This is a genomic window from Achromobacter sp. KK8 (genome assembly GCF_054188005.1).
On sequence record NZ_CM135178.1, the window covers coordinates 5,844,517 to 5,864,914 of the forward strand.

Annotated in this window: 16 protein-coding genes; 9 read left to right on the plus strand and 7 right to left on the minus strand. The window is 69.5% G+C overall.

The window, feature by feature from the left end:
• The first annotated feature begins 147 nt into the window (after positions 1–147).
• From ACVN9Z_RS26805 to ACVN9Z_RS26815, 3 genes are read left to right on the plus strand one after another with little or no spacing between them, the layout of a single operon-like run.
• Complete coding sequence (locus tag ACVN9Z_RS26805) at positions 148–1,389, plus strand: efflux RND transporter periplasmic adaptor subunit (protein WP_179840222.1); 1,242 nt, start codon at positions 148–150, stop codon at positions 1,387–1,389.
• Positions 1,386–4,562 (plus strand): efflux RND transporter permease subunit, encoded by a 3,177-nt coding sequence (locus tag ACVN9Z_RS26810; RefSeq protein ID WP_458212842.1) that lies wholly within the window; start codon positions 1,386–1,388, stop codon positions 4,560–4,562. The genes ACVN9Z_RS26805 and ACVN9Z_RS26810 overlap by 4 nt, the downstream gene beginning before the upstream one ends.
• 20 nt (positions 4,563–4,582) lie before the next feature.
• Positions 4,583–6,076, plus strand: coding sequence for an efflux transporter outer membrane subunit (locus tag ACVN9Z_RS26815; RefSeq protein ID WP_060720557.1), 1,494 nt, complete (start codon positions 4,583–4,585; stop codon positions 6,074–6,076).
• Positions 6,077–6,130: 54 nt separating this feature from the next.
• On the opposite strand, the gene ACVN9Z_RS26820 is transcribed toward ACVN9Z_RS26815, so the two are convergent.
• The gene (locus ACVN9Z_RS26820) at positions 6,131–6,634 is read right to left on the minus strand and encodes a ClbS/DfsB family four-helix bundle protein (RefSeq protein WP_026382836.1); all 504 of its coding nucleotides are present in this window, start codon (positions 6,632–6,634) and stop codon (positions 6,131–6,133) included.
• Between the two features lie 205 nt (positions 6,635–6,839).
• On the opposite strand from ACVN9Z_RS26820, the gene ACVN9Z_RS26825 reads away from it, so the two are divergent.
• On the plus strand, positions 6,840–7,958 hold the full coding sequence (locus ACVN9Z_RS26825; protein ID WP_070543107.1) for an FUSC family protein: 1,119 nt from the start codon (positions 6,840–6,842) through the stop codon (positions 7,956–7,958).
• Here ACVN9Z_RS26825 and ACVN9Z_RS26830 read toward each other — a convergent pair.
• The 6 genes from ACVN9Z_RS26830 to ACVN9Z_RS26855 form a co-directional block, all read right to left on the minus strand.
• Positions 7,935–9,971: a TRAP transporter large permease subunit gene (locus tag ACVN9Z_RS26830; protein WP_458212843.1), complete on the minus strand. Its 2,037-nt coding sequence runs from the start codon at positions 9,969–9,971 to the stop codon at positions 7,935–7,937. The two genes, ACVN9Z_RS26825 and ACVN9Z_RS26830, sit on opposite strands and share 24 nt — an antisense overlap.
• Positions 9,968–10,591, minus strand: coding sequence for a TRAP transporter small permease subunit (locus ACVN9Z_RS26835; RefSeq protein ID WP_006384200.1), 624 nt, complete (start codon positions 10,589–10,591; stop codon positions 9,968–9,970). The genes ACVN9Z_RS26830 and ACVN9Z_RS26835 overlap by 4 nt, the downstream gene beginning before the upstream one ends.
• Positions 10,592–10,740: 149 nt before the next feature.
• A complete protein-coding gene (locus tag ACVN9Z_RS26840) occupies positions 10,741–11,865 on the minus strand; it encodes a TRAP transporter substrate-binding protein (protein WP_020928681.1) in 1,125 nt (374 codons plus the stop codon).
• 198 nt (positions 11,866–12,063) lie between these two features.
• Entirely contained in the window at positions 12,064–12,696 is a 633-nt protein-coding gene (locus ACVN9Z_RS26845; RefSeq protein ID WP_054471655.1) for a UdgX family uracil-DNA binding protein, read from the minus strand.
• Positions 12,697–12,750: 54 nt separating this feature from the next.
• On the minus strand, positions 12,751–12,960 hold the full coding sequence (locus ACVN9Z_RS26850) for a hypothetical protein (RefSeq protein WP_076412360.1): 210 nt from the start codon (positions 12,958–12,960) through the stop codon (positions 12,751–12,753).
• Positions 12,961–13,042: 82 nt separating this feature from the next.
• Entirely contained in the window at positions 13,043–14,104 is a 1,062-nt protein-coding gene (locus ACVN9Z_RS26855) for a LacI family DNA-binding transcriptional regulator (RefSeq protein WP_047991333.1), read from the minus strand.
• Positions 14,105–14,215: 111 nt separating this feature from the next.
• Between ACVN9Z_RS26855 and ACVN9Z_RS26860 the strand changes: the two genes are divergently transcribed.
• The 5 genes from ACVN9Z_RS26860 to ACVN9Z_RS26880 are packed head-to-tail and all read left to right on the plus strand — an operon-like array spanning position 14,216 to position 20,377.
• Positions 14,216–15,238 carry a TRAP transporter substrate-binding protein gene (locus tag ACVN9Z_RS26860; protein ID WP_006384195.1) on the plus strand — a complete coding sequence of 341 codons (1,023 nt, stop codon included), beginning with the start codon at positions 14,216–14,218 and terminating at the stop codon, positions 15,236–15,238.
• Between the two features lie 10 nt (positions 15,239–15,248).
• Entirely contained in the window at positions 15,249–17,141 is a 1,893-nt protein-coding gene (locus ACVN9Z_RS26865; protein WP_458212844.1) for a TRAP transporter large permease, read from the plus strand.
• Positions 17,142–17,200: 59 nt separating this feature from the next.
• Complete coding sequence (locus ACVN9Z_RS26870; RefSeq protein ID WP_458212845.1) at positions 17,201–17,740, plus strand: VOC family protein; 540 nt, start codon at positions 17,201–17,203, stop codon at positions 17,738–17,740.
• A 19-nt stretch (positions 17,741–17,759) separates the two neighbouring features.
• A complete protein-coding gene (locus tag ACVN9Z_RS26875; RefSeq protein WP_024069695.1) occupies positions 17,760–19,037 on the plus strand; it encodes a ribulose-bisphosphate carboxylase large subunit family protein in 1,278 nt (425 codons plus the stop codon).
• Positions 19,034–20,377 (plus strand): four-carbon acid sugar kinase family protein, encoded by a 1,344-nt coding sequence (locus ACVN9Z_RS26880; protein WP_458212846.1) that lies wholly within the window; start codon positions 19,034–19,036, stop codon positions 20,375–20,377. The genes ACVN9Z_RS26875 and ACVN9Z_RS26880 overlap by 4 nt, the downstream gene beginning before the upstream one ends.
• Positions 20,378–20,398: the final 21 nt, after the last annotated feature.

The window sequence follows — 20,398 nt, forward strand, 5'->3', positions numbered from 1 at the left end:
CCAGCAAGCGCCGTGCCCGCGGCGGCCGCGGTGTTTTTTCGCGCGCGACTTGACCTTCCCGCCATGGCAACGCCTAGCCTTGCCCGGAATTTCCGCAGAGATGTTTCGGAGGGGCCGAAGCCCTGCGGTATGGACAGGGGTAGATGCATGCGTCGAATATCCAGAATTTCCGTGGTGGCGAGCGCCATCGCAATGGCAGCGGGCCTGGCCTACGCCACCGGCGAAACGCCACAACAGGAAGGCAAGGCGGACACGTCCGCGCCGGCGCCAGCGGGACCGAGCGTCCCGGTGGCCGAGGTGATCACGCGGGTGATTGCGCCTTCGGCGGAATTCACCGGTTTCCTGGCCGCGCCCCGGACGGTGGAACTGCGCTCGCGCGTGGGCGGCACGGTGGACGCGGTCAGCGTGCCGGAGGGCAGCCTGGTGCGCCAGGGGCAACCGCTGTTCCAGATCGATCCGCGCCCGTTCCAGGTTGCCCTGGATACCGCGCTGGCGCAGCTGCGTCAGGCGCAGGCGCTGGCCGACCAGGCGCAGACGGACTTCGATCGCGCCGAGCGCCTGGTGTCCACGGGCGCGGTCTCGCGCAAGGTCCACGACGAGGCTGCATCGACGCGGCGCGCCCGGCTGGCACAGGTGCAGGTCGCCAAGGCAGCGGTCGCGGCGGCGCGGCTCGACCTGTCGTACGCGCGCATCACCGCGCCGATTGCCGGGCGCGTCGACCGGGTCATGGTGACCGAGGGCAACCTGGTCAGCGGCGGCACGGCGGGCGGGGCCACACTGCTGACCACCATCGTGTCGATCGATCCCATGCACGTCTACTTCGACGTTGACGAAGCGACCTATCTCAACGCGGTGCGGCAGGCGCGCCCCGACGCGCGGGAAGCAAGCGCCCTGCCCGTCGACGTGGGGCTGGTCACCGACAGGGGCTTTCCCTATCGGGGCCGCCTCGATTTCGTCGGCAACCAGATGGACCGTGGCACCGGCACCATCCGCGTCCGCGCTGTCCTCCCCAACCCGGATGGCCAGCTGGCCCCCGGCCTGTTCGCCCGCGCCAGGCTGGCCACCGGCGAACCGCGCGAGACCGTCCTGGTGAACGAGCAGGCGGTGGGTACCGACCAGGGGAAAAACTACGTGCTGGTCGTGGGCGCCGACAACCTGGCCGGATACCGTCCCGTCGAACTGGGCCGGATGGTGGACGGACTGCGGGTCATCCAGTCCGGACTGCGGGCTGGCGAACGGATCATCATCAAGGGGCTGGTGCGGCCCGGCATGGCCGTCACGCCGCGCCTGGTCCCCATGGAACCCGCCGCCGCGGCGGCGCCCGAGGCCAGGCGCCAGGCAGCCGCGGCCGCCGGTGATGCGGCCGCCGCGACGGAGAAAGGCCAATGAAGTTCCCTCATTTCTTCATCGCGCGGCCCATCTTCGCGATCGTGCTGTCCTTGCTGATGCTGCTGGCCGGCGCCATTGCGTTCTGGCAGTTGCCGCTGAGCGAATATCCGGCCGTCACGCCGCCCACGGTCCAGGTCACCGCCAGCTATCCCGGCGCCAATCCCGAGGTCATCGCCGATACCGTGGCCGCGCCGCTGGAACAGGTGATCAACGGGGTCGAGGGCATGCTGTACATGAACTCCCAGATGGCCACGGACGGCCGCATGGTGCTGACCATCGCGTTCAAGCAGGGCACGGACCCCGACATGGCGCAGATCCAGGTGCAGAACCGGGTATCGCGCGCGCTGCCGCGGCTGCCCGAGGAAGTCCAGCGGATCGGCGTCGTCACGCAGAAGACCTCGCCTGACGTGCTGATGGTGGTGCACATCGTCTCGCCGCAAAAGCGATATGACTCGCTCTACCTGTCCAACTTCGCCATCCGCCAGGTACGCGACGAACTGGCGCGGCTGCCCGGCGTGGGCGACGTGCTGGTGTGGGGGGCCGGCGAATACTCCATGCGCGTATGGCTCGACCCGTCGCGGGTGGCCACCCGCGGCCTGACCGCCACCGACGTGGTCGCCGCGCTGCGCGAACAGAACGTGCAGGTGGCGGCCGGCTCGGTCGGGCAGCAGCCGGATACGTCCGCCGCCTTCCAGGTGACGGTCAACACTTTGGGACGGTTGGCCAGCGAGGAGCAGTTTGGCGACATCGTCGTCAAAACCGGCGCCGATGGCCAGGTGACGCGCCTGCGCGACATCGCCCGCGTCTCGCTGGGCGCCGACGCCTACACGCTGCGCAGCCTGATCGACGGCGAATCGGCGCCCGCCCTGCAGATCATCCAGAGCCCCGGCGCCAACGCCATCGACGTTTCCAACGCCGTGCGCGCCAAGATGGAAACGCTGCAGCAAGGTTTCCCGCAAGACATCTCGTACCGGATCGCCTACGACCCGACGGTGTTCGTGCGGGCCTCACTGCAGTCGGTGGCGGTCACGCTGTTGGAGGCCGTCATCCTGGTGGTGATCGTGGTGGTGCTGTTCCTGCAGACCTGGCGCGCCTCCATCATTCCCCTGGTGGCGGTGCCCGTGTCCCTGGTGGGCACCTTTGCCGTGATGCACATGTTCGGTTTCTCGCTGAACACCCTGTCGTTGTTCGGGCTGGTGCTTTCCATAGGCATCGTGGTGGACGACGCGATCGTGGTGGTCGAGAACGTGGAACGCCACATGGCGCTGGGCGAACGGCCCATCGACGCCGCGCGCAAGGCCATGGACGAGGTGACCGGGCCGATCCTGGCCATCACCTCCGTGCTCGCCGCGGTCTTCATTCCGTCGGCATTCCTGTCGGGCCTGCAGGGCGAGTTCTACAGGCAGTTCGCCCTGACCATCGCCATCTCGACGGTCCTGTCCGCCATCAACTCGCTGACGTTGTCGCCAGCGCTTGCCGCCATGCTGCTGCGCCCGCACCATGAGGCGGCGCGGGCCGATTGGCTGACCCGCGTCATCGACCGCGCGCTCGGCGGCTTCTTCCGCCGCTTCAACCGCTTCTTCGACCAGGCCTCGCAGGCCTACGTGGTGGCGGTGCGCCGCGCGGTGCGCGGCAGTGCCATCGTGCTGCTGCTGTATGCCGGCTTCACCGGGCTGACCTGGCTGGGCTTTAACCAGGTTCCCAACGGCTTCGTGCCGGCCCAGGACAAGTATTTCCTGGTCGGCATCGCGCAATTGCCCAGCGGCGCCTCGCTCGACCGGACCGAAGCGGTGGTCAAGCAGATGTCGGAGATCGCGCTGGCGGAGCCGGGCGTGGAAAGCGTGGTGGCCTTTCCCGGCCTGTCCGTCAATGGCCCGGTGAACGTGCCGAACTCGGCGCTGATGTTCGCCATGCTCAAGCCGTTCGACGAACGCCAGGACACCGCGCTGTCGGCCAACGCCATCGCCGGCAAGCTGATGGGCAAGTTCAGCCAGATCCCGGACGGCTTTGTCGGCATATTCCCGCCACCGCCGGTGCCGGGGCTTGGCGCCATGGGCGGATTCAAGCTGCAGATCGAGGACCGGGCCGCGCTCGGGTTCGAGGCGCTGGCCCAGGCACAGGGCCAGATCATGGCCCGCGCCATGCAGGCGCCCGAGCTGGCGAACATGCTCGCCAGCTTCCAGACCAACGCGCCGCAGCTGCAGGTGGACGTAGACCGGGTCAAGGCCAAATCCCTGGGAGTATCGCTGACCGACGTGTTCGAAACCCTGCAGATCAACCTGGGATCGCTCTACGTCAATGACTTCAACCGTTTCGGCCGCACCTATCGCGTCATGGCGCAGGCCGATGCGCCATTTCGCATGCAGGCCGAGGACATCGGCCTGCTCAAGGTGCGCAACGCCGACGGTCACATGATTCCGCTGAGCGCCTTCGTCACGCTGACGCGCGGTTCCGGTCCGGACCGGGTCATCCACTACAACGGCTTCCCGTCGGCGGATATCAGCGGCGGGCCGGCGCCGGGCTATTCCTCGGGCCAGGCCACCGATGCGATCGAGCAGATCGTGCGCGAGACACTGCCCGACGGCATGGTGTACGAATGGACCGATCTGGTCTATCAGGAAAAGCAGGCGGGCAATTCGGCGCTGTACATCTTTCCGCTGGCGGTGCTGCTGGCCTTCCTGATCCTGGCGGCCCAGTACAACAGCTGGTCGCTGCCGTTCGCAGTGCTGCTGATCGCGCCGATGGCCCTGCTCTCGGCCATCGGCGGCGTCTGGCTGTCGGGCGGCGACAACAATATCTTCACGCAGATCGGCTTCGTGGTGCTGGTCGGCCTGGCGGCCAAGAATGCCATCCTGATCGTCGAGTTCGCCCGCGCCCAGGAAGACGAAGGTGCCGATCCGCTGGCCGCGGTGCTGGAAGCCGCGCGGTTGCGGCTGCGGCCGATCCTGATGACCTCGTTCGCCTTCATTGCCGGCGTGGTGCCGCTGGTGCTCGCCAGCGGCGCCGGCGCCGAAATGCGTCATGCCATGGGCATCGCGGTGTTCGCCGGCATGCTGGGCGTGACGCTGTTCGGCCTGCTGCTGACGCCCGTTTTCTATGTCGTCGTGCGCAAGCTGGCGCTGCGGCGCGCGCCTTCGCGGGCGCGCGCCGGCGCCGGCGACCTGCACGCGTGATCGCCTGGACGAATGTCGATATGAAAAACTTTCCCTTGCCCCTGCGCGCCGCCCGGCTGCTTGCCCCCATCGCGCTCGCCGCCTTGGCCGGATGCACGCTGGCGCCGCCCTATGAACGTCCGGCGCCGCCCATCAGCGCAAGCTACCCCAGCGGCGACGCCTACGCGGCCGACCCGCCGCCGACGCCCGGCGAACGCCTGGCCGCCGACCTAGGCTGGCGCGATTTTTTCCAGGACCCGCTGCTGCAGCAGCTGATCGAAATCGCGCTGGCCAACAACCGCGACGCCCGCAAGGCCGCGCTCGACGTCGAAGCGGCCCGCGCGCTCTACCGCATCCAGCGCGCCGCACTGATGCCGAACCTGGACGTCGCGGCCAGCGGCGCGGTGGAACGCCTGCCCGCCGACCTGAGCGCCACAGGGTCCGCCGACATCGCCCGTCGCTACGATGCGGGCGGCATCACCACCGCCTGGGAGCTGGATCTCTGGGGCAGATTACGCAGTCTCGGCGACAGGCAACTGGCCGCCTACCTGGCGCTGGATGAAACCCGTATCGCCACGCGCATGAGCCTGGTGGCCGAAGTGGCCGCCGCCTACCTGACCTTGCGCGCCGACCAGGAACTGCTGCGCCTGACGACCGACACCCTGGCCACCCAGCAGCGTTCCTATGACCTGACGGCCCAGCTGGCGCGGGTCGGCAACGCGACGCAACTGGACCTGCGCCTGGCGGAAATCACCCTGCGGGCGGCCGAGGCAGACCGCGCCGCCTACACACGCCAGGCCGCCAGGGATCGCAATGCCCTGGTGTTGCTGCTGGGTCAGCCCCTGACGCCGGCGCTGGCGCGGCAACTGGACCAGGCCAACACGCTTCCCGACGGCATCGTGCCGGCCACGTTGCCGAGCGGGCTGCCGGCGCAATTGCTGGCGCGGCGTCCCGACCTGCGCGCCGCCGAACAGCGCCTGCGCGCCGCCAACGCCAACATCGGCGCCGCCCGCGCCGCGTTTCTGCCGGCCATCAGCCTGACCGGCGCGGCCGGCACCGCCAGCGCCTCGCTCGATGGGCTGTTCGACGCCGGCTCCGGCGCCTGGCGTTTCCTGCCGCAGATCACGCTGCCCATTTTCCGCGGCGGCGCCTTGCGCGCGAACCTGGACCTGGCGCACGTCCAGAAGCGCATCGAGATCGCCAGCTACGAGCAATCCATCCAGGCCGCCTTTCGCGAAGTGGCCGACGCGCTGGCGGGCAAGCGCACGCTGGACGAACAGATCCGCGCCGAGCAATTGTCGGTCGCCGCCAGCCAGCACGCCTACGCGCTGGCTGAACAGCGCTTCCGGGAGGGCATGGACGACTCGCTGGCATTGCTCGAGACCCATCGCACGCTGTACGGCACGCAGCAGGCGCTGGTGCGCACGCGGCTGGCGCGCCTGACCAACCTGATTGACCTGTACAAGGCGCTCGGTGGCGGCTGGACGGCGACCACCGTACCACCGCGCGCGGACGCGGCCATCGCGTCGCGGTGACGCGGCGGCGCGGTACGCCGGGATGACGCGCCGGACCGCTGGCAATGCCTCCCGCTACGGGGCGCGCTGCCAGCGCCGCAGCAGCGACAAGGCGCGGCTGCAGGCGGTTGCGGTGTGGAACTCGATCAGCCCGCCGAGCGTACGCGCCGCGGCCGGCACCTGGCGGGATAGCGCCGCATCGCAACGCTGCCCGACGCTGTCGATGATGCGTTGCTGGCCAGCCTGGACCAGCGCAATCAGGTCGGCCAGGCCGTCGGCGGCGAATCGCCGCTGGAACGCCGGCGACAGGCGCGCCACGCGGTTCGACATCGCCGCCGCGCCGTAGAAGGACGCCGTCGGTCCGGTCGTTCCATCGTTCGCCAGCTGCAGGATCATCGTGTTCCAGACGATCATGTCCACCAGCACCGTGGCGGCGCTGAGGTGCGAGCGCGACGGCCCCGGGATCGCAACCGCATGGCGGTAGCGGCTTGGAGGAATCGCCATCATCGCCGCCTGGAATCTGCCGTGGCTGGCGTGCAGGGTGCGCAGGAGCGCCTGTTTCGGGGTAAGCAGTGTCATCCAGCCATCCACTCCGGTCACGGCGGTCATCCGCCCGTCCCGCGGCCGGGCGCTTGCGGCACGGCCCAGGGCACCGGCAGTGTGGACGATGCCGGCATGGGAAGGTCAAGGGCCGGGCGCATGATCTCGCCCCCGCCGCGGGCACGCCATTTGCTTGGAAACGCCGGCGGTCCGCCAATGAAGGGCCGGCAGGGAGACATGCGAAATGCACAGCGGCGACATGCGCCACGTCCGGATCCTGGTGAATCTATTCAAGCGCGCGTCGCGCTCGCGCATGCTGCTGGGGCGCGATGGCGTGCGCCTGCCGTTGCAGACGGTGGGCGCCGTGCTGCTCGCCTACGCGTGGATGACCTGGCAGCGCATGCCGGACGTGGCCTGGGGCGCGTTTTCGGCCTTGTTCGTGGTGCGGGCCACCATCGAAGGCACGGTGACCGAGGCAATCGCGCGGATCGTTGGGGCGATGGCCGGCGTGGCGCTGGGCGTCGGCGTCGTCCTGCTCGCGGCGGCCATGAACCTGTCGATCGCCTGGAGCATCGTGGCGAGCGTCGGCGCGGCCGCGTTCATGTCAATACGCTGGCCGTGGCTGGGGTACAGCCTCGTCACGGCCACCATTCTCACCGTCGCGCCCGATGACGACATTCTGGCGGGCGCGGCCAGCAAAACGCTGGCGATCTGCGTCGGCTCCACCTCCGGCATCCTGGCGGCCTTCACGGTGCTGCCCCTGTGGGCCCGCGCGAGCATGCGCTACAACATGGCAGCCTCGCTGGAAAGCTATGGCGAACTGCTGGTGGACTGGGCGGGGGCGCTGGGCCAGGGCCGCCCGCGACCACGCGAGCAGGACAAGCCGGCCCTGGCGCGGGCGCGCTGGCGTGCCGCCAGCATGGCTTGCCAGGCGCGTCCTCTGAGGCTGCGCTACCCGCGCGGCGACCGGGAGGCCGACTGGCTGCACGAGCGGATCGAGCAGCTCTGGCTGACCGTTCCCCTGCTCGAACGGGTCGGCCGCTTGACGCTGACGGACAACGTCTGCAACCGGCTGGGCGCATCGCTGGACGAGGTCGCGCGGGCGGCCCGCCGCCAGATCGACGCCCTGGCACGGGCGATACGCGAGAAAAACGGCCAGGGCTTGGCCTGCCCGGCCACGGAGCCGCTGGCGCGGCTGGCGCAGGCCATCGAGCACGGCGCCTTCTCGCCGGCCGAACGCGAAACGGTGGCACTTATCGCCTGGGCGTGGCGCGAGGTGACGCGCGAACTGGACGCGGTATGCCAGGGCCTGGAGGCGCGTCGGCACGGCGGCCCTTCCTCACCGATACAGCACCGTCGGTAGCCACATGCCGATGCCCGGAAACATGTACAGCAGGAAGATCGCCACCACCTGGATGCCCATGAACGGCATCATGCCCAGGAAGATCTGGTTCAGCGTCACGTGCGGCGGCGACACGCCCTTCAGGTAGAAGGCGGACATGGCCACCGGCGGCGACAGGAAGGCCGTCTGCAGGTTCAGCGCCACCAGCAGGCCGAAGAACAGCGGATCGATGCCGAAGGCGTTGAGCAGCGGCACGAAGATCGGCATGAAGATGACGATGATCTCGGTCCACTCCAGCGGCCAGCCCAGCAGGAAGATGATGACCTGGGCCAGCAGCAGGAACTGGATCGGCGTCAGCCCCAGCGACAGCACCCATTCCTCGATGATGCGCTGACCGCCCAGCAGCGCGAACGCGGCCGAAAAGATCGACGAGCCGACGAACAGCCAGCACACCATCGCGCTGGTCTTGGCGGTCAGGAACACCGACTCCTTCAGCACCGGCAGGTTCAGGCGCCGATAGGCCAGGGCCAGCAGCGCGCCGCCCATCGCGCCCATGGCCGCGGCCTCGCTGGGCGTGGCCAGGCCGAAGGCGATCGAACCGAGCACCGCGGCGATCATCACCGCCAGCGGAAAGAACGATCCCAGCAGCATCTTGAAGATCTCCAGCCGCGCCCAGGTCAGCAGCCCGTAGAACAGGGCCAGCGCGGCCACGCAGACGCCAAGGAAGATCCAGAAGCCGCGCGGGGCGGGCTTCTCGCCGCCCGTCGGGGACGTCGACGCGGTATCGGCGGGCGCGCCGCTCCCACTCGCGGCGTCCGCCCCCGCCCGCTGCGGCGCGCCCGGCGCCGTGGCGGCCTGGCCGCCGCCATCCGTTCCGGGCGGTTCGGCCAACCCGCTGGCGGCAGGCTCGGTCACGCCGCTGGCGGGAGGTTCCGCCAATCCGTCCGCCGGCGGCTCGGCCAGCCCATCGGCGGGCGGCTCCGCCAGCCCGCCAAGCGGCGGCTCGCTCAACCCCGACTGGAATTCATCCGAGCCCAGCCGCAGCTCGGAGGGTATGTCGTACACGACCTCGGGCTGCGTCACCGCGTAGTGGACCGCGCCCACCAGCAGCCCGGCCGCGGCCAGCGGCGCCAGCGCCAGTGTCATGTTGCGCGCCAGGTAGGAGAGCGGCACGTCGCGGTTGCGCCGGCCTTTGAACAGGGCCGCCAGCATGCCCGACAGCGCGCGCGTATACCCCTGCCTGGCCAGGGTCGCCGAGGCCGCGGGCAGTGCCACGCCGCGTTCGGCCTCGGCCAGCGGCGGCGCCATGTCGGGCCGCAGTTTGGCGACGATGATGACGTAAACCATGTAGAGCGCCGCCAGCATGATGCCGGGAAACAGCGCGCCGGCGTAGAGCTGCACCACGGACACGCCGGTGGTGGCGCCGTACACGATCAGCATCACGGAAGGCGGCAGCAGGATGCCCAGGCAGCCGCCGGCCGTGATGGCGCCGGCCGTCAGGCGCACGCTGTAGCCGGCCTTGAGCATGGCCGGCATGGCCAGCAGGCCCATCAGCGTCACCACCGCGCCGACGATGCCGGTGGCGGTGGCGAAAATGGCGCAGGTGGCCAGCGTAGCCACCGCCAGCGCGCCCGGCACCCGCGCCAGCGCCAGGTGCATGCTGCGGAACAGCTTTTCGATCAGGTTGGCGCGTTCGACCAGATAGCCCATGAACACGAACAGCGGAATCGAGATCAGCGAGTCGTTGGTCATGGTGGCGTAGGTGCGCTGCACCATCAGGTCCAGCGTCTGCCCCATCGAGCGCGCCGGGTCATGGCTCTGCATGTAGTAGGCCAGGAAGGTGAACAGCACCCCCATGCCCATCAGCGTGAACGCGGTGGGAAACCCCAGCATGATCGCCACCACGATCAGCGCCAGCATCAGCAGGCCCATGTGTCCGGTGCCCAGGTTGTCCCACGGCGTGAGAAAGGCGATCATCAGCAGCACCAGGCCGATGCACGACAGGCCGAACCACAGAGCCTTGTTGATCTTCATTGCGCCGGCCCTCCGGATTTGACGTAGCGGTCGAGCCTGGCGATGTCCTCGTCCTTGACGTGCACCATTTCCTTGAGCTTGTCGACGTCGACCTCCTCGACGTCCTCTTCGCGCGAGGGCCACGCCCCGCGCCGCAGGCACAGCACGCAGCGCAGGATCTCGGCCACGCCCTGCAGCAGCAGGAATGCCCCGGCCACCGGGATGAAAGCCTTGAACGGGTAAATGGGCGGCCCGTTGGCCATCAGCGAGGAATGCTCGCGGATGGCGATGGAATAGCCGGCGTAGTGCCAGCCGGCCCACACCAGCGCGATGACGCCCGGGATGAAAAAGACGATGAACAGGATCAGGTCGAGCCCGGCCTGCACCCGCGGCGGCAGGAATCCGTAGAGGATGTCGCCGCGCACGTGGCCGTTCTTGGCCAGGGTGTAGGCGCCCGCCATCATGAACAGGATGCCGTAGTACATCATCTGCAGGTCGAAGGCCCAGGCGCTCGGCTGGTTCAGCAGGTAGCGCGCGCCGACCTCCCAGCATACGTGCAGGGTCAGGATGACGATGAGCCAGGCGAAGGTCTTGCCGACGAAGGTGGAGATGCGGTCTATGAAACGGATGAATCGGATCATCGGACGTCCTGGTGAAGACGTGCGCCGCCCCGTCGCACGCGCGGCGCGGCGCCGTGGGCGGGCAGGCGCAGGCGGCGCGAGCGCGCACCCGCCATGGCGACGCGGACGCCGCCGCCCCGCCCCGGCAGGGACGGGCGGCGGCAAAGGCGTCAGCCGGTCTTGCCGCCGCGCGAGAAGTAGTGGTTGAAGGCCATCCGGTAATTGACCGTGGTGTCGCCATGCCAGCGACCGACCCGTTCGGCGAAGGCGCGCTGGGAGTCGAGCACCTTCTTGAACAGCGGATTCTCGGCCGAACGCTTGGCGATCATCTCGTCCCAGATCTTGAGCTGCTGCTGCAGGATGGCGTCAGGCGTCTTGTAGAACTTGACGTTGTGGTCCTTCTGCAGTTTGACGTAGTCCTGGGAATAGCGGTTGGACGCCTTCCACGACATGTCGGCGCTGGAGGCCTGCGCGGCGTAGCTGAGGATGTGCTTGAGGTGTTCAGGCAGGGCGTCGTACTTGGCCTTGTTGAACAGCACCTCGAATTGCTCGGCGCTCTGGTGAAAGCTCTGCAGCATGCAGATCTTGGACACGTCCTGGAAGCCCAGCGCCAGGTCGGAAGAAGCGTTGTTGAATTCCGCGCCGTCGAGCAGGCCGCGGTCCAGCGCCGGCACGATCTCGCCGCCCGGCAGCGCGTTCACGGCCGCGCCCATCGCGGTGTACATGTCGATGGCCAGGCCGACGGTGCGGAACTTCACGCCCTTGACGTCCTCGATCTTGGAGATCGGGCGCTTGAACCAGCCGAAGGGCTGCGTCGGCATGGGCCCGTACATCAGCGACACCACGTTCACGCCCATGGCCTTCTGGATCTCGACCAGCAGCTCCTTGCCGCCGCCATATTCGTGCCAGGCCAGCAGCATGTTGGCATCCATCCCGAACGACGGTCCGGAACCCCACAGCGCCACGGCGGTGTTCTTGCCGTACCAGTAGGCCACCACGCCATGGCCGCCGTCCAGCGTGCCGGCGGACACCGCGTCCAGCAGGTCGAAGGCCTTGACCACGGCGCCGGCCGGCAGCACCTCGATCTTCAACTGGCCGCCGGCCATGTCGTTGACCTTCTGGGCGTAGTCGCGCGCGAACTCGTGGAAGATGTCGTTGGCCGGCCAGGTGCTCTGGAAGCGCAGGGAAATCGGCGCGTTCTGCGCGCGGGTGACGGCGGGAAAAGCCAGGGCGGCCGCGCCGGCGGCCGCCGCGCCCGAGATGAACTTGCGGCGGGGTTTCGTAACGTGTTGCATGGTGTGCTGTCTCCTGTAAGGGCATGCATGACCAGCTTGTAGTTACTGCTCGCGGCGTCATGAGGCGCGGCGCCGATACGACGTCGGGTCGAGGCCTGGGGCGGCCGCCGCGTCGTCCGATGATTAAACCTTCCTGAACGTAAGCTGACAATCAGCTGTTTGCTGGGATTTACCCTAGGGCATGTGGACGCCGCGCCCTCACGCCCTGCCGGCCAGGCGTCCTGCCCGCCGCAACGCCTCGACAATGGTCTGGAACGCCGCTTGCCGGCTTTCGGGGTCAGGGCTGCGCAGCGCGAATGACGGATGGTATGCGACCAGCACCGGCGTCTTGCCGCGCCGCAGCGACTGGCCCAGCGCGGCCTTCAGGGTCAGCTTGCGATCGGGCACCAGCGCGCCGAGCGCGGTGGCGCCCAACGCGATGATGACCCGCGGCTGGATGTCGTCGAGCTCCTGTTCCAGCCAATAGCCGCAAGCGGCGATCTCGGCTTGCGCCGGCGATTTGTGCATGCGGCGCTTGCCGCGCAGCTGCCACTTGAAATGCTTGACGGCATTGGTGATGTAGACCGCGTCGCGGCTCACGCCGGCCTGCGCCAGCGCCTTGTCCAGCAGCGCGCCGGCCGGGCCCACGAAGGGATGGCCGGCCAGGTCCTCCTTGTCGCCGGGTTGTTCGCCAACCAGCATGATGGTGGCGCGGCGCTTGCCCTCGCCGCCGACAGCTTGCGTGGCGTTGCGCCACAAGCCGCAGCGGCGGCAATCGGCAAGCTTGCGAGGGTGCTGGTCGGGGTCGATCTCGTCGTCCGCGTCATCGGCGGACCGCGGGTGGGCATTCATGCCGTCTCCTCGATCGGGCTTGCACGCAATGGCGCCTTCAAGGCGAGGCCGAAGTCAGGAACGGTTGTCCACCGGCGGCGCGCCGGGCGTGGCCCGGCCCGGATCCCATACGTCCTCGGGGTCCATGCCCGGGGGCACCTGGCGGCCGGCGCCGCTGCGGTTCGGGTCCGCCGGACGGTCCGACAGGGTTCGTTCGTTTTCAGGCACGGGCTTGTGCGGCGCCTCGGCCGGGGTGTCCTGGTGCGAATGGGGTTTGGTGCTCATGGCGGCGTCCTCGCAGGCGTGTGCTCGCCGCCACGGCGGGAGGCCGTGACGGGCAAGCCTGTGCAGCAAGTGATGTGCCGCGCTACGGCAGGTTCTCGCGCAGGATCACCTGGCTGCGGTTCATCTCCACCCCGCTCATCGGGCTGCGCTTGTCGCGCACGTTGCAGAAGATGCGCACGCAGCTCATCAGCGCCTCGACCGGGCTCTGCGTGATGACGGCGTCCATGGTGCCGTCGATCAGCAGCGCGCGCGTGTCCGGCGTCAGGCCGTGGCCGATGAACACCACGCGATGCTGCAGGCCGGCTTCCTTGAGCGCGCGCGCCACGCCGTCGGAGGCGCCGCCGATGTTGTAGATGCCGGCCAGTTGCGGATATTGCTCCAGCAACTGGCGCGTCTGCTCGTAGTTGCGCTGCGCGTCGTCGTAGCCTTCGCGCAGGTCCACCACCTGCATGGCCTGGAACTGCTCGGCGTACAGCTGCAGGAAGCCGCCCTCGCGCTCTTCGTGGGCGCGGTAGTGGCGCGAGCCGGCGATCAACGCCACGTGCGCGGCGCGCGGGCCGATGAAGCGCGCGATCAGGTAGCCGGCGGTGCGGCCGGCGGCGCGGTTGTCCAGGCCCACGTAGGCCACGCGCGCGCTGTTGGCCAGGTCGGAGATCAGCGTCACGGTGGGCACGCCCTGCTGCGCCAGCGCGTTGACGGCCTCGCGTACCACCGGATGCTCCAGCGCCATGAAGGCGATGCCGTCGGCGCGCTTGCCGTGATGCAGCAGCGCCTGCGCCAGGGCCTCGGGGTTGAAGCTCTCGACGTAATCCACCTGGCAGCGCGCGTTGAGCGGCGCGAAATGCTCGTGCGCGTAGCTCACGCTGTCGCCCAGCATGCGCAGGAAGCGGTTGCTGCCGCGCGGCAGCAGGATCACCAGCCGCATGGGCTCGGGCGCCATGGCCGCGTACAGGTCGGCCTCGGGCAGGTAGTCCAGTTCGGCGGCGGCCTTGAGCACGCGCTGCGCGGTGCTGCCGCGCACGCCCGGACGCCGGTTCAGCACGCGGTCGGCCGTGGCGGTGGACACGCCGGCCAGCGCCGCGACCTCGGCCAGGGTCGCCAGCTTGCGTTCGCGAGTGGACTTTTTCACATCAAAAACCATCATTGTTCGGGTTTGACGATGCGGGCGCCGGTTCACTATTGTCCGTCATGCCTCAGCGCGATGGACTTCTGCGGCACCTCAAAAAACATCATAACCAAGATTCTGGAGACAACCATGAAGCTGCTCACCCGCCGCAGTGCCTTGCGCCGCCTGTGCGCCCTTCCCGCCGCGGCCGCCCTGGGCGGCGGTTTTCCGTTGATCGCCCGCGCCGCCGACTATTCCCTCAAGTACGGCAACAACCTGCCCGTCTCGCACCCGCTGAACATCCGCGCCCAGGAAGCCGCCGACCGCATCCTCAAGGAAAGCAATGGCCGCGTCGACATCAAGATCTTCCCCAACAACCAGCTCGGCGGCGACACCGACATGCTGGCCCAGGTGCGTTCGGGCGGCATCGACTTCTTCACGCCGTCGGCGCTGGTGATCGCCACGCTGGTGCCGGTGGCCGCCATCAACGCCGTGGGCTTTGCCTTCAAGGACTACGGCCAGGTCTGGGGCGCCATGGATGGCGCGCTCGGCGCCCACGTGCGCGCCGCCATCGCCCAGCGCCGCCTGTACGCCTTCGAGAAGATGTGGGACAACGGTTTCCGCCAGACCACCAGCAGCAAGGCGCCGGTGGCCCGCGCCGCCGACATGGATGGCCTGAAGATCCGCGTGCCGGTCAGCCCGCTGCCGATCTCGATGTTCAAGGGTCTGGGCGCGGCGCCAGCCAGCCTGCAGTTCAGCGAGGTCTATTCCTCGCTGCAGACCAAGGTGGTGGACGCGCAGGAAAACCCGCTGCCCATCATCCAGGTGGCCAAGCTGTACGAGGTGCAGAAGTACTGCTCGCTGACCAACCACATCTGGGACGGCTACTGGTTCATCGCGAACGGCCGCATGTGGGAGGGCCTGCCGCAGGACCTGAAGGCGGTGGTGGCGCGCGGCATCAACGAGGCCGGCCTGGCGCAGCGAGAAGACATCAAGAAGCTCAACGCCTCGGTGCAGGCCGACCTGGAAAGCAAGGGACTGGTGTTCAACCAGCCCGCCGCCGACAGCTTCCGCGACCAGTTGCGCAAGGCAGGCTTCTACGGCGAATGGCAGCAGCGCTTCGGCCAGGAAGCCTGGGCACTGCTGGAGCAGGCCGTCGGCAAGCTCGCCTGAGGCCGCGTCCATGACCTCGCTCTCTTCTTCCCACGCCGCCGCGCCCGCGCTGCCGGCCCATCCGCTGCGGCGCGCCGGCGAGGCGCTGGACGCGGCGCTGGGCGGCCTGGTCGAACTGGCGGCCGCCGCCATCGTGCTGATCGAGATCCTGGTGCTGTTCGCCGGCGTGGTGGCGCGCTACGTGTTCCACAGCCCGCTGGTGTGGTCCGATGAGCTGGCGTCCATCCTGTTCCTGTGGCTGTCGATGCTGGGCGCCGTGGTGGCGTTGCGCCGCGGCGAGCACATGCGCATGACGGCGCTGGTCAACCACATCGGCCCGGCGCGCCGCGCGCAGCTGGAGGCCGGCGCGCTGGCCGCCTCGCTCGCCTTCCTGTTCCTGATCCTGGCGCCCGCCATCGAATACGCGCACGAAGAACACTTTATCATCACGCCCGCGCTGGAACTGAGCAACGCCTGGCGCGCCGCCGCCATTCCGGTCGGCATGGGCCTGATGGCGGTGGTGGCGCTGCTGCGGCTGCTACGCACGCAGACCGTGCCGCACCTGCTGCTGGCGCTGGCCGGCGCGGCGGCGATGGTCGCGGCGTTCTGGCTGGCGCAGCCGCTGTTCACGGGGCTGGGCAAGCTCAACCTGGTGATCTTCTTCGTCGGCATCGTCGCCGCCACCGTGTTCGCGGGCGTGCCGATCGCGTTCTCGTTCGCGCTGGCGACGTTCTCCTACCTGGCGCTGACCACCAACACGCCGATGCTGGTGATGGTGGGCCGCCTGGACGAGGGCATGTCGCACCTGATGCTGCTGGCGGTGCCGCTGTTCATCTTCCTGGGTTCGCTGATCGAGATGACCGGCATGGCGCGCGCCATGATCCAGTTCCTGGCCAGCCTGCTGGGCCACGTGCGCGGCGGCCTGTCGTACGTGCTGATCGGGGCGATGTACCTGGTGTCGGGCATCTCCGGCTCGAAGATCGCCGACATGGCCGCGATCGCGCCGGTGCTGTTTCCCGAGATGCGCAAGCGCGGCGCCAAGCCGGGCGACCTGGTGGCGCTGCTGTCGGCCACCGGCGCGCAGACCGAGACCATTCCGCCGTCGATCGTGCTGATCACCATCGGCTCGGTCACCGGCGTGTCCATCGCCGCCCTCTTCACCGGCGGCCTGCTGCCGGCCGTGGTGCTGGGGCTGGCGCTGTGCTCGGTGGTGTGGTGGCGCTACCGCAAGGAAGACCTGAGCCTGGCGCAGCGCTTCGCGCCGCGCGAGATCGGCCGTTTCTTCGTCATCGCCTTGCCGGCCGTGGCGCTGCCCTTCGTGATCCGCGCCGCGGTGGTCGAAGGCGTGGCCACCGCCACCGAGGTCTCGACCATCGGCATCGTCTATTCGGCGGTGGTGGGCGCGCTGGTCTACCGGCGCTTCGACCTGGCGCGGCTCAAGCCCATGCTGATCGAGACCGCCTCGCTGTCCGGCGCCATCATGCTGATCGTCGGCTGCGCCACCGCCATGGCCTGGGCCCTGACGCAATCGGGCTTCTCGGGCGACCTGGCGCGGCTGATGGCCGGCATGCCCGGCGGCAGTTACGGCTTCCTGGCCGTGTCGATCGTGGCCTTCATCATCCTGGGCAGCGTGCTGGAAGGCATTCCCGCCATCGTGCTGTTCGGGCCGCTGCTGTTCCCGGTGGCGGCGCAGGCCGGCGTGCATGAGGTCCATTACGCCATGGTGGTCATCTTCGCCATGGGCATCGGCCTGTTTGCGCCGCCCTTCGGCGTCGGCTATTACGGCGCCTGCGCCATCAGCCGTGTCGATCCCGACGAGGGCATCCGCCCGATCTGGGGCTACATCGCGGCGCTGCTGGTCGGGCTGGTCATCGTCGCCGCCTTTCCCTGGATTTCCATCGGGTTTCTCAAATCCGCGTCCTGAAAGCCGCGCGGCCCATCGCGGGCCGCGCCCTCCCGCCACTTCCTACACAAGAATCCAACATGAGTCGTTTCCTGGGCGAGATCCGCCAACTCGGTTATGTGGTGCCCGATATCGAGGCCGCCATGGAGTACTGGAGCAGCACGCTGGGCGTGGGCCCGTGGTTCTACAACCCCAAGGTGCCCATCGTGAACTACCGCTACGACGGCGCGCCGTACGAGCCGCACAACTCGGTGGCGCTGGCCAATTCGGGCTTCGTGCAGGTCGAGCTGATCCAGACCCGCAACGACGTGCCGTCGATGTACCGCGACTTCCAGCAGGCCGGCCGCAGCGGGCTGCAGCACGTGGCCTACTGGACCCAGGACTATGACGCCGACCTGGCGCGCCTGCTGGCGCAGGGATTCGTGCCGAAGATGCAGGGCGAGGTCGGCGAGAAAGGCCGCTTCATCTACTTCGACACCGAATACCACCCGGGCACGGTGATCGAGCTGTCCGAGGTGGCCGGCCCCAAGGGGCGCCTGTTCGACCTGATCCGCGACAGCGCTCGCGACTGGGACGGCCGCGATCCGGTGCGCCCCTTCCCCGACCTGAAGCAGCTTTGAAGCCGGCCGGAAACCATCCATGAACACCCAAGTCATCCGCGCCACCTACCTGATCGAAACCCCGCTGGACCCGGCGCGCGTCGCCGAGGTGATGGCGGGCGAGCAGTCCTGCGGCACCTTCACCCGCGTCGAGGGCGAGACCGACGAGCTGCGGGCGCGCGCCCGCGCCCAGGTCGAATCGGTGCAGGAACTCGAATCCGCCCGCCAGGCCAGCCTGCCCAACGCCTGGCTGGCGCGCCAGCCGGGCGGCATGCCGGCCGTGCTGCGCCGCGCCCGCGTGCGCATCGCCTTTCCGGTGGCCAACATCGGCCCCAACCTGCCGACCCTGGCCGCCACGGTCGGCGGCAACCTGTACGACCTGGGCGAAGTGACCGGCCTGCGGCTGGAGCAGCTGGAACTGCCGTCCGACTACCGCGCGCAATTCGAGATGCCGCGGGTCGGCGTGGCCGGCACGCGCCAGCTGACCGGCGTGGCCAGTGGCGCGCTGGTGGGCACCATCATCAAGCCCAATGTCGGCCTGTCGCCCGAGCAGACCGCGCACCTGGTGGCGCGGCTGTGCGCGGCCGGCGTGGATTTCATCAAGGACGACGAGGTCTGCGCCAACCCCGCCCATGCGCCGCTGGCGCAGCGCGTGGCCGCCGTGATGGCGGTGGTGCGGGCGCACCGCGAACGCACCGGCCGACAGGTGATGGTGGCCTTCAACATCACCGACGAAACCGACGCCATGCGGCGCCACGCCGACCTGATCGAACGCGAGCAAGGCAGCTGCGTGATGGCCAGCCTGAACTGGTGCGGCCATTCCGCCATCCAGACCCTGCGGCGCCACACGCCGCTGGCGCTGCACGGCCATCGCAACGGTTACGGCGCGCTGTCGCGCCACCCCCTGCTGGGCATCGGTTTCCAGGCCTACCAGACGCTGTGGCGGCTGGCCGGCGTGGACCACATGCACGTGCACGGCCTGCAAGGCAAGTTCTCGCAGCCGGACGCGGAAGTGGTCGAGAGCGCGCGCGATTGCCTGGCCCCGCTCACGCCCGGCATCGACGACGCGGTGATGCCGGCGTTCTCGTCCGGCCAGTGGGCCGGCACGGTGCCCGCCACCTGGGCCGCGGTGCGCACCGACGACCTGCTGTTCATGTCCGGCGGCGGCATCCTGGCGCATCCGGACGGCCCGGCGGCCGGCGTGCAAAGCATCCGCCAGGCCTGGCAGGCGGTGCGCGCCGGCCAGGACCTGGCTGCCTTCGCCGCCCAGGCCCCGGAGCTGCGGCGCGCGCTGGCGCACTTCGGATCGCGCGCATGACGGACGGCCTCGCCCGCGCCGCCGCGCCGCGCGTCACCTGGTATGGCGACGACTTCACCGGCGCCACCGACACCCTGGCACACGTGGCCCTGGCCGGCTGGCGCAGCCTGCTGTTCCTGGGCGTGCCGACGCCGCAACAGCTTGAACGCGCCGGCCCGCTGGACGCCATCGGCATCGCCGGCGCGGCGCGCGGCATGGCGCCCGACGAAATGACGGCCGAGCTGCGCGGCGCCGGCCGCTTCCTGGCCGCTACCGGCACCCGCATCCTGCACTACAAGTGCTGCTCCACCTTCGACAGCGCGCCGCACGTGGGCAGCATCGGCGCGGCCGTGGCCGAGCTGCGGCGCCACATGCTCAATCCGCTGGTGCCCATCGTCGGCGGCCAACCCGGCATCGGGCGCTATTGCAGCTTCGCCAACCTGTTCGCGCGCGCCGGCGCCGCCGCCGACGTCCACCGGATCGACCGGCACCCGGTGATGCGCGCGCATCCCGTCACCCCCATGCACGAGGCCGACCTGCGCCGCCACCTGGCGGCGCAGGGGCTGGCCGGCATCGCCTCGCTGCCGCACACCGCCTATCCGCCGCTGCGCGCCGCCGCCGACCTGCGCGCCGTGGACCCATGGATCGACGCCATCGTGAACACGACCGACGGCCCCTTGCTGCTGGACCTGGTCGACGACGAGCAACTGCCGCTGATCGGCCGGCTGCTGTGGCGCGCCGCCTCGGCGCTGCCGCTGCTGGTGGTCGGTCCCAGCAGCGTGCAGCAGGCGCTGGCGCGCGCCGCCGGCCCCGGCCCGGCGTCCTCGGCGCCCGCGCTGCCGCCCGCCCAAGGCCCTGTGTTGGTGGTGGCCGGCAGCCTGTCGCCAGTCACGGCGCGCCAGATCGGCGCCAGTCGGCGCTATGCGCGGCAGCCGCTGGATGTGGAGCGCCTGCTGGGAGAGGCCGCCTACGCCAGCGCCAGCATCCAGGAGGCGGCCGGCGCCCTGGCCCAGGGCCGCAATGTGCTGGTGCACACCGATGAACCGGGCCAGGCCCTGTCGCCGCAGCGCACCGCCGCCACCGCCCGCGCCACCGGCCGACTGGTGGCGGGCATCGTGCGCGCCAGCGCGGCCGCGGGGCGCAAGCTCACGCGCCTGGGGATCGCCGGTGGCGACACCTCCAGCCACGCCACGCTGGCGCTGGGGCTATGGGGCCTGGGCTTTCACAGCACGCTCGCGCCCGGCGTCACCGTCAGCGTCGCGCACAGCGACGATCCGCTCACCAACGGCTTGCAGCTGATGCTCAAAGGCGGGCAGATGGGCGGCGATACGTTGTTCGACGATCTGGTGACGGGCCGCTGAGCCAGCGCGGCGACTGGCGCG

Coding starts and splice junctions, on each gene's coding strand:
- ACVN9Z_RS26840 (WP_020928681.1), bottom strand. CDS start 11,865: ATGCAACACGTTACGAAACCCCGCCGCAAGTTCATCTCGGGCGCGGCG.
- ACVN9Z_RS26810 (WP_458212842.1), top strand. CDS start 1,386: ATGAAGTTCCCTCATTTCTTCATCGCGCGGCCCATCTTCGCGATCGTG.
- ACVN9Z_RS26830 (WP_458212843.1), bottom strand. CDS start 9,971: ATGAAGATCAACAAGGCTCTGTGGTTCGGCCTGTCGTGCATCGGCCTG.
- ACVN9Z_RS26850 (WP_076412360.1), bottom strand. CDS start 12,960: ATGAGCACCAAACCCCATTCGCACCAGGACACCCCGGCCGAGGCGCCG.
- ACVN9Z_RS26875 (WP_024069695.1), top strand. CDS start 17,760: ATGAACACCCAAGTCATCCGCGCCACCTACCTGATCGAAACCCCGCTG.
- ACVN9Z_RS26880 (WP_458212846.1), top strand. CDS start 19,034: ATGACGGACGGCCTCGCCCGCGCCGCCGCGCCGCGCGTCACCTGGTAT.
- ACVN9Z_RS26860 (WP_006384195.1), top strand. CDS start 14,216: ATGAAGCTGCTCACCCGCCGCAGTGCCTTGCGCCGCCTGTGCGCCCTT.
- ACVN9Z_RS26845 (WP_054471655.1), bottom strand. CDS start 12,696: ATGAATGCCCACCCGCGGTCCGCCGATGACGCGGACGACGAGATCGAC.
- ACVN9Z_RS26825 (WP_070543107.1), top strand. CDS start 6,840: ATGCACAGCGGCGACATGCGCCACGTCCGGATCCTGGTGAATCTATTC.
- ACVN9Z_RS26835 (WP_006384200.1), bottom strand. CDS start 10,591: ATGATCCGATTCATCCGTTTCATAGACCGCATCTCCACCTTCGTCGGC.
- ACVN9Z_RS26870 (WP_458212845.1), top strand. CDS start 17,201: ATGAGTCGTTTCCTGGGCGAGATCCGCCAACTCGGTTATGTGGTGCCC.
- ACVN9Z_RS26865 (WP_458212844.1), top strand. CDS start 15,249: ATGACCTCGCTCTCTTCTTCCCACGCCGCCGCGCCCGCGCTGCCGGCC.
- ACVN9Z_RS26815 (WP_060720557.1), top strand. CDS start 4,583: ATGAAAAACTTTCCCTTGCCCCTGCGCGCCGCCCGGCTGCTTGCCCCC.
- ACVN9Z_RS26805 (WP_179840222.1), top strand. CDS start 148: ATGCGTCGAATATCCAGAATTTCCGTGGTGGCGAGCGCCATCGCAATG.
- ACVN9Z_RS26855 (WP_047991333.1), bottom strand. CDS start 14,104: ATGATGGTTTTTGATGTGAAAAAGTCCACTCGCGAACGCAAGCTGGCG.
- ACVN9Z_RS26820 (WP_026382836.1), bottom strand. CDS start 6,634: ATGACACTGCTTACCCCGAAACAGGCGCTCCTGCGCACCCTGCACGCC.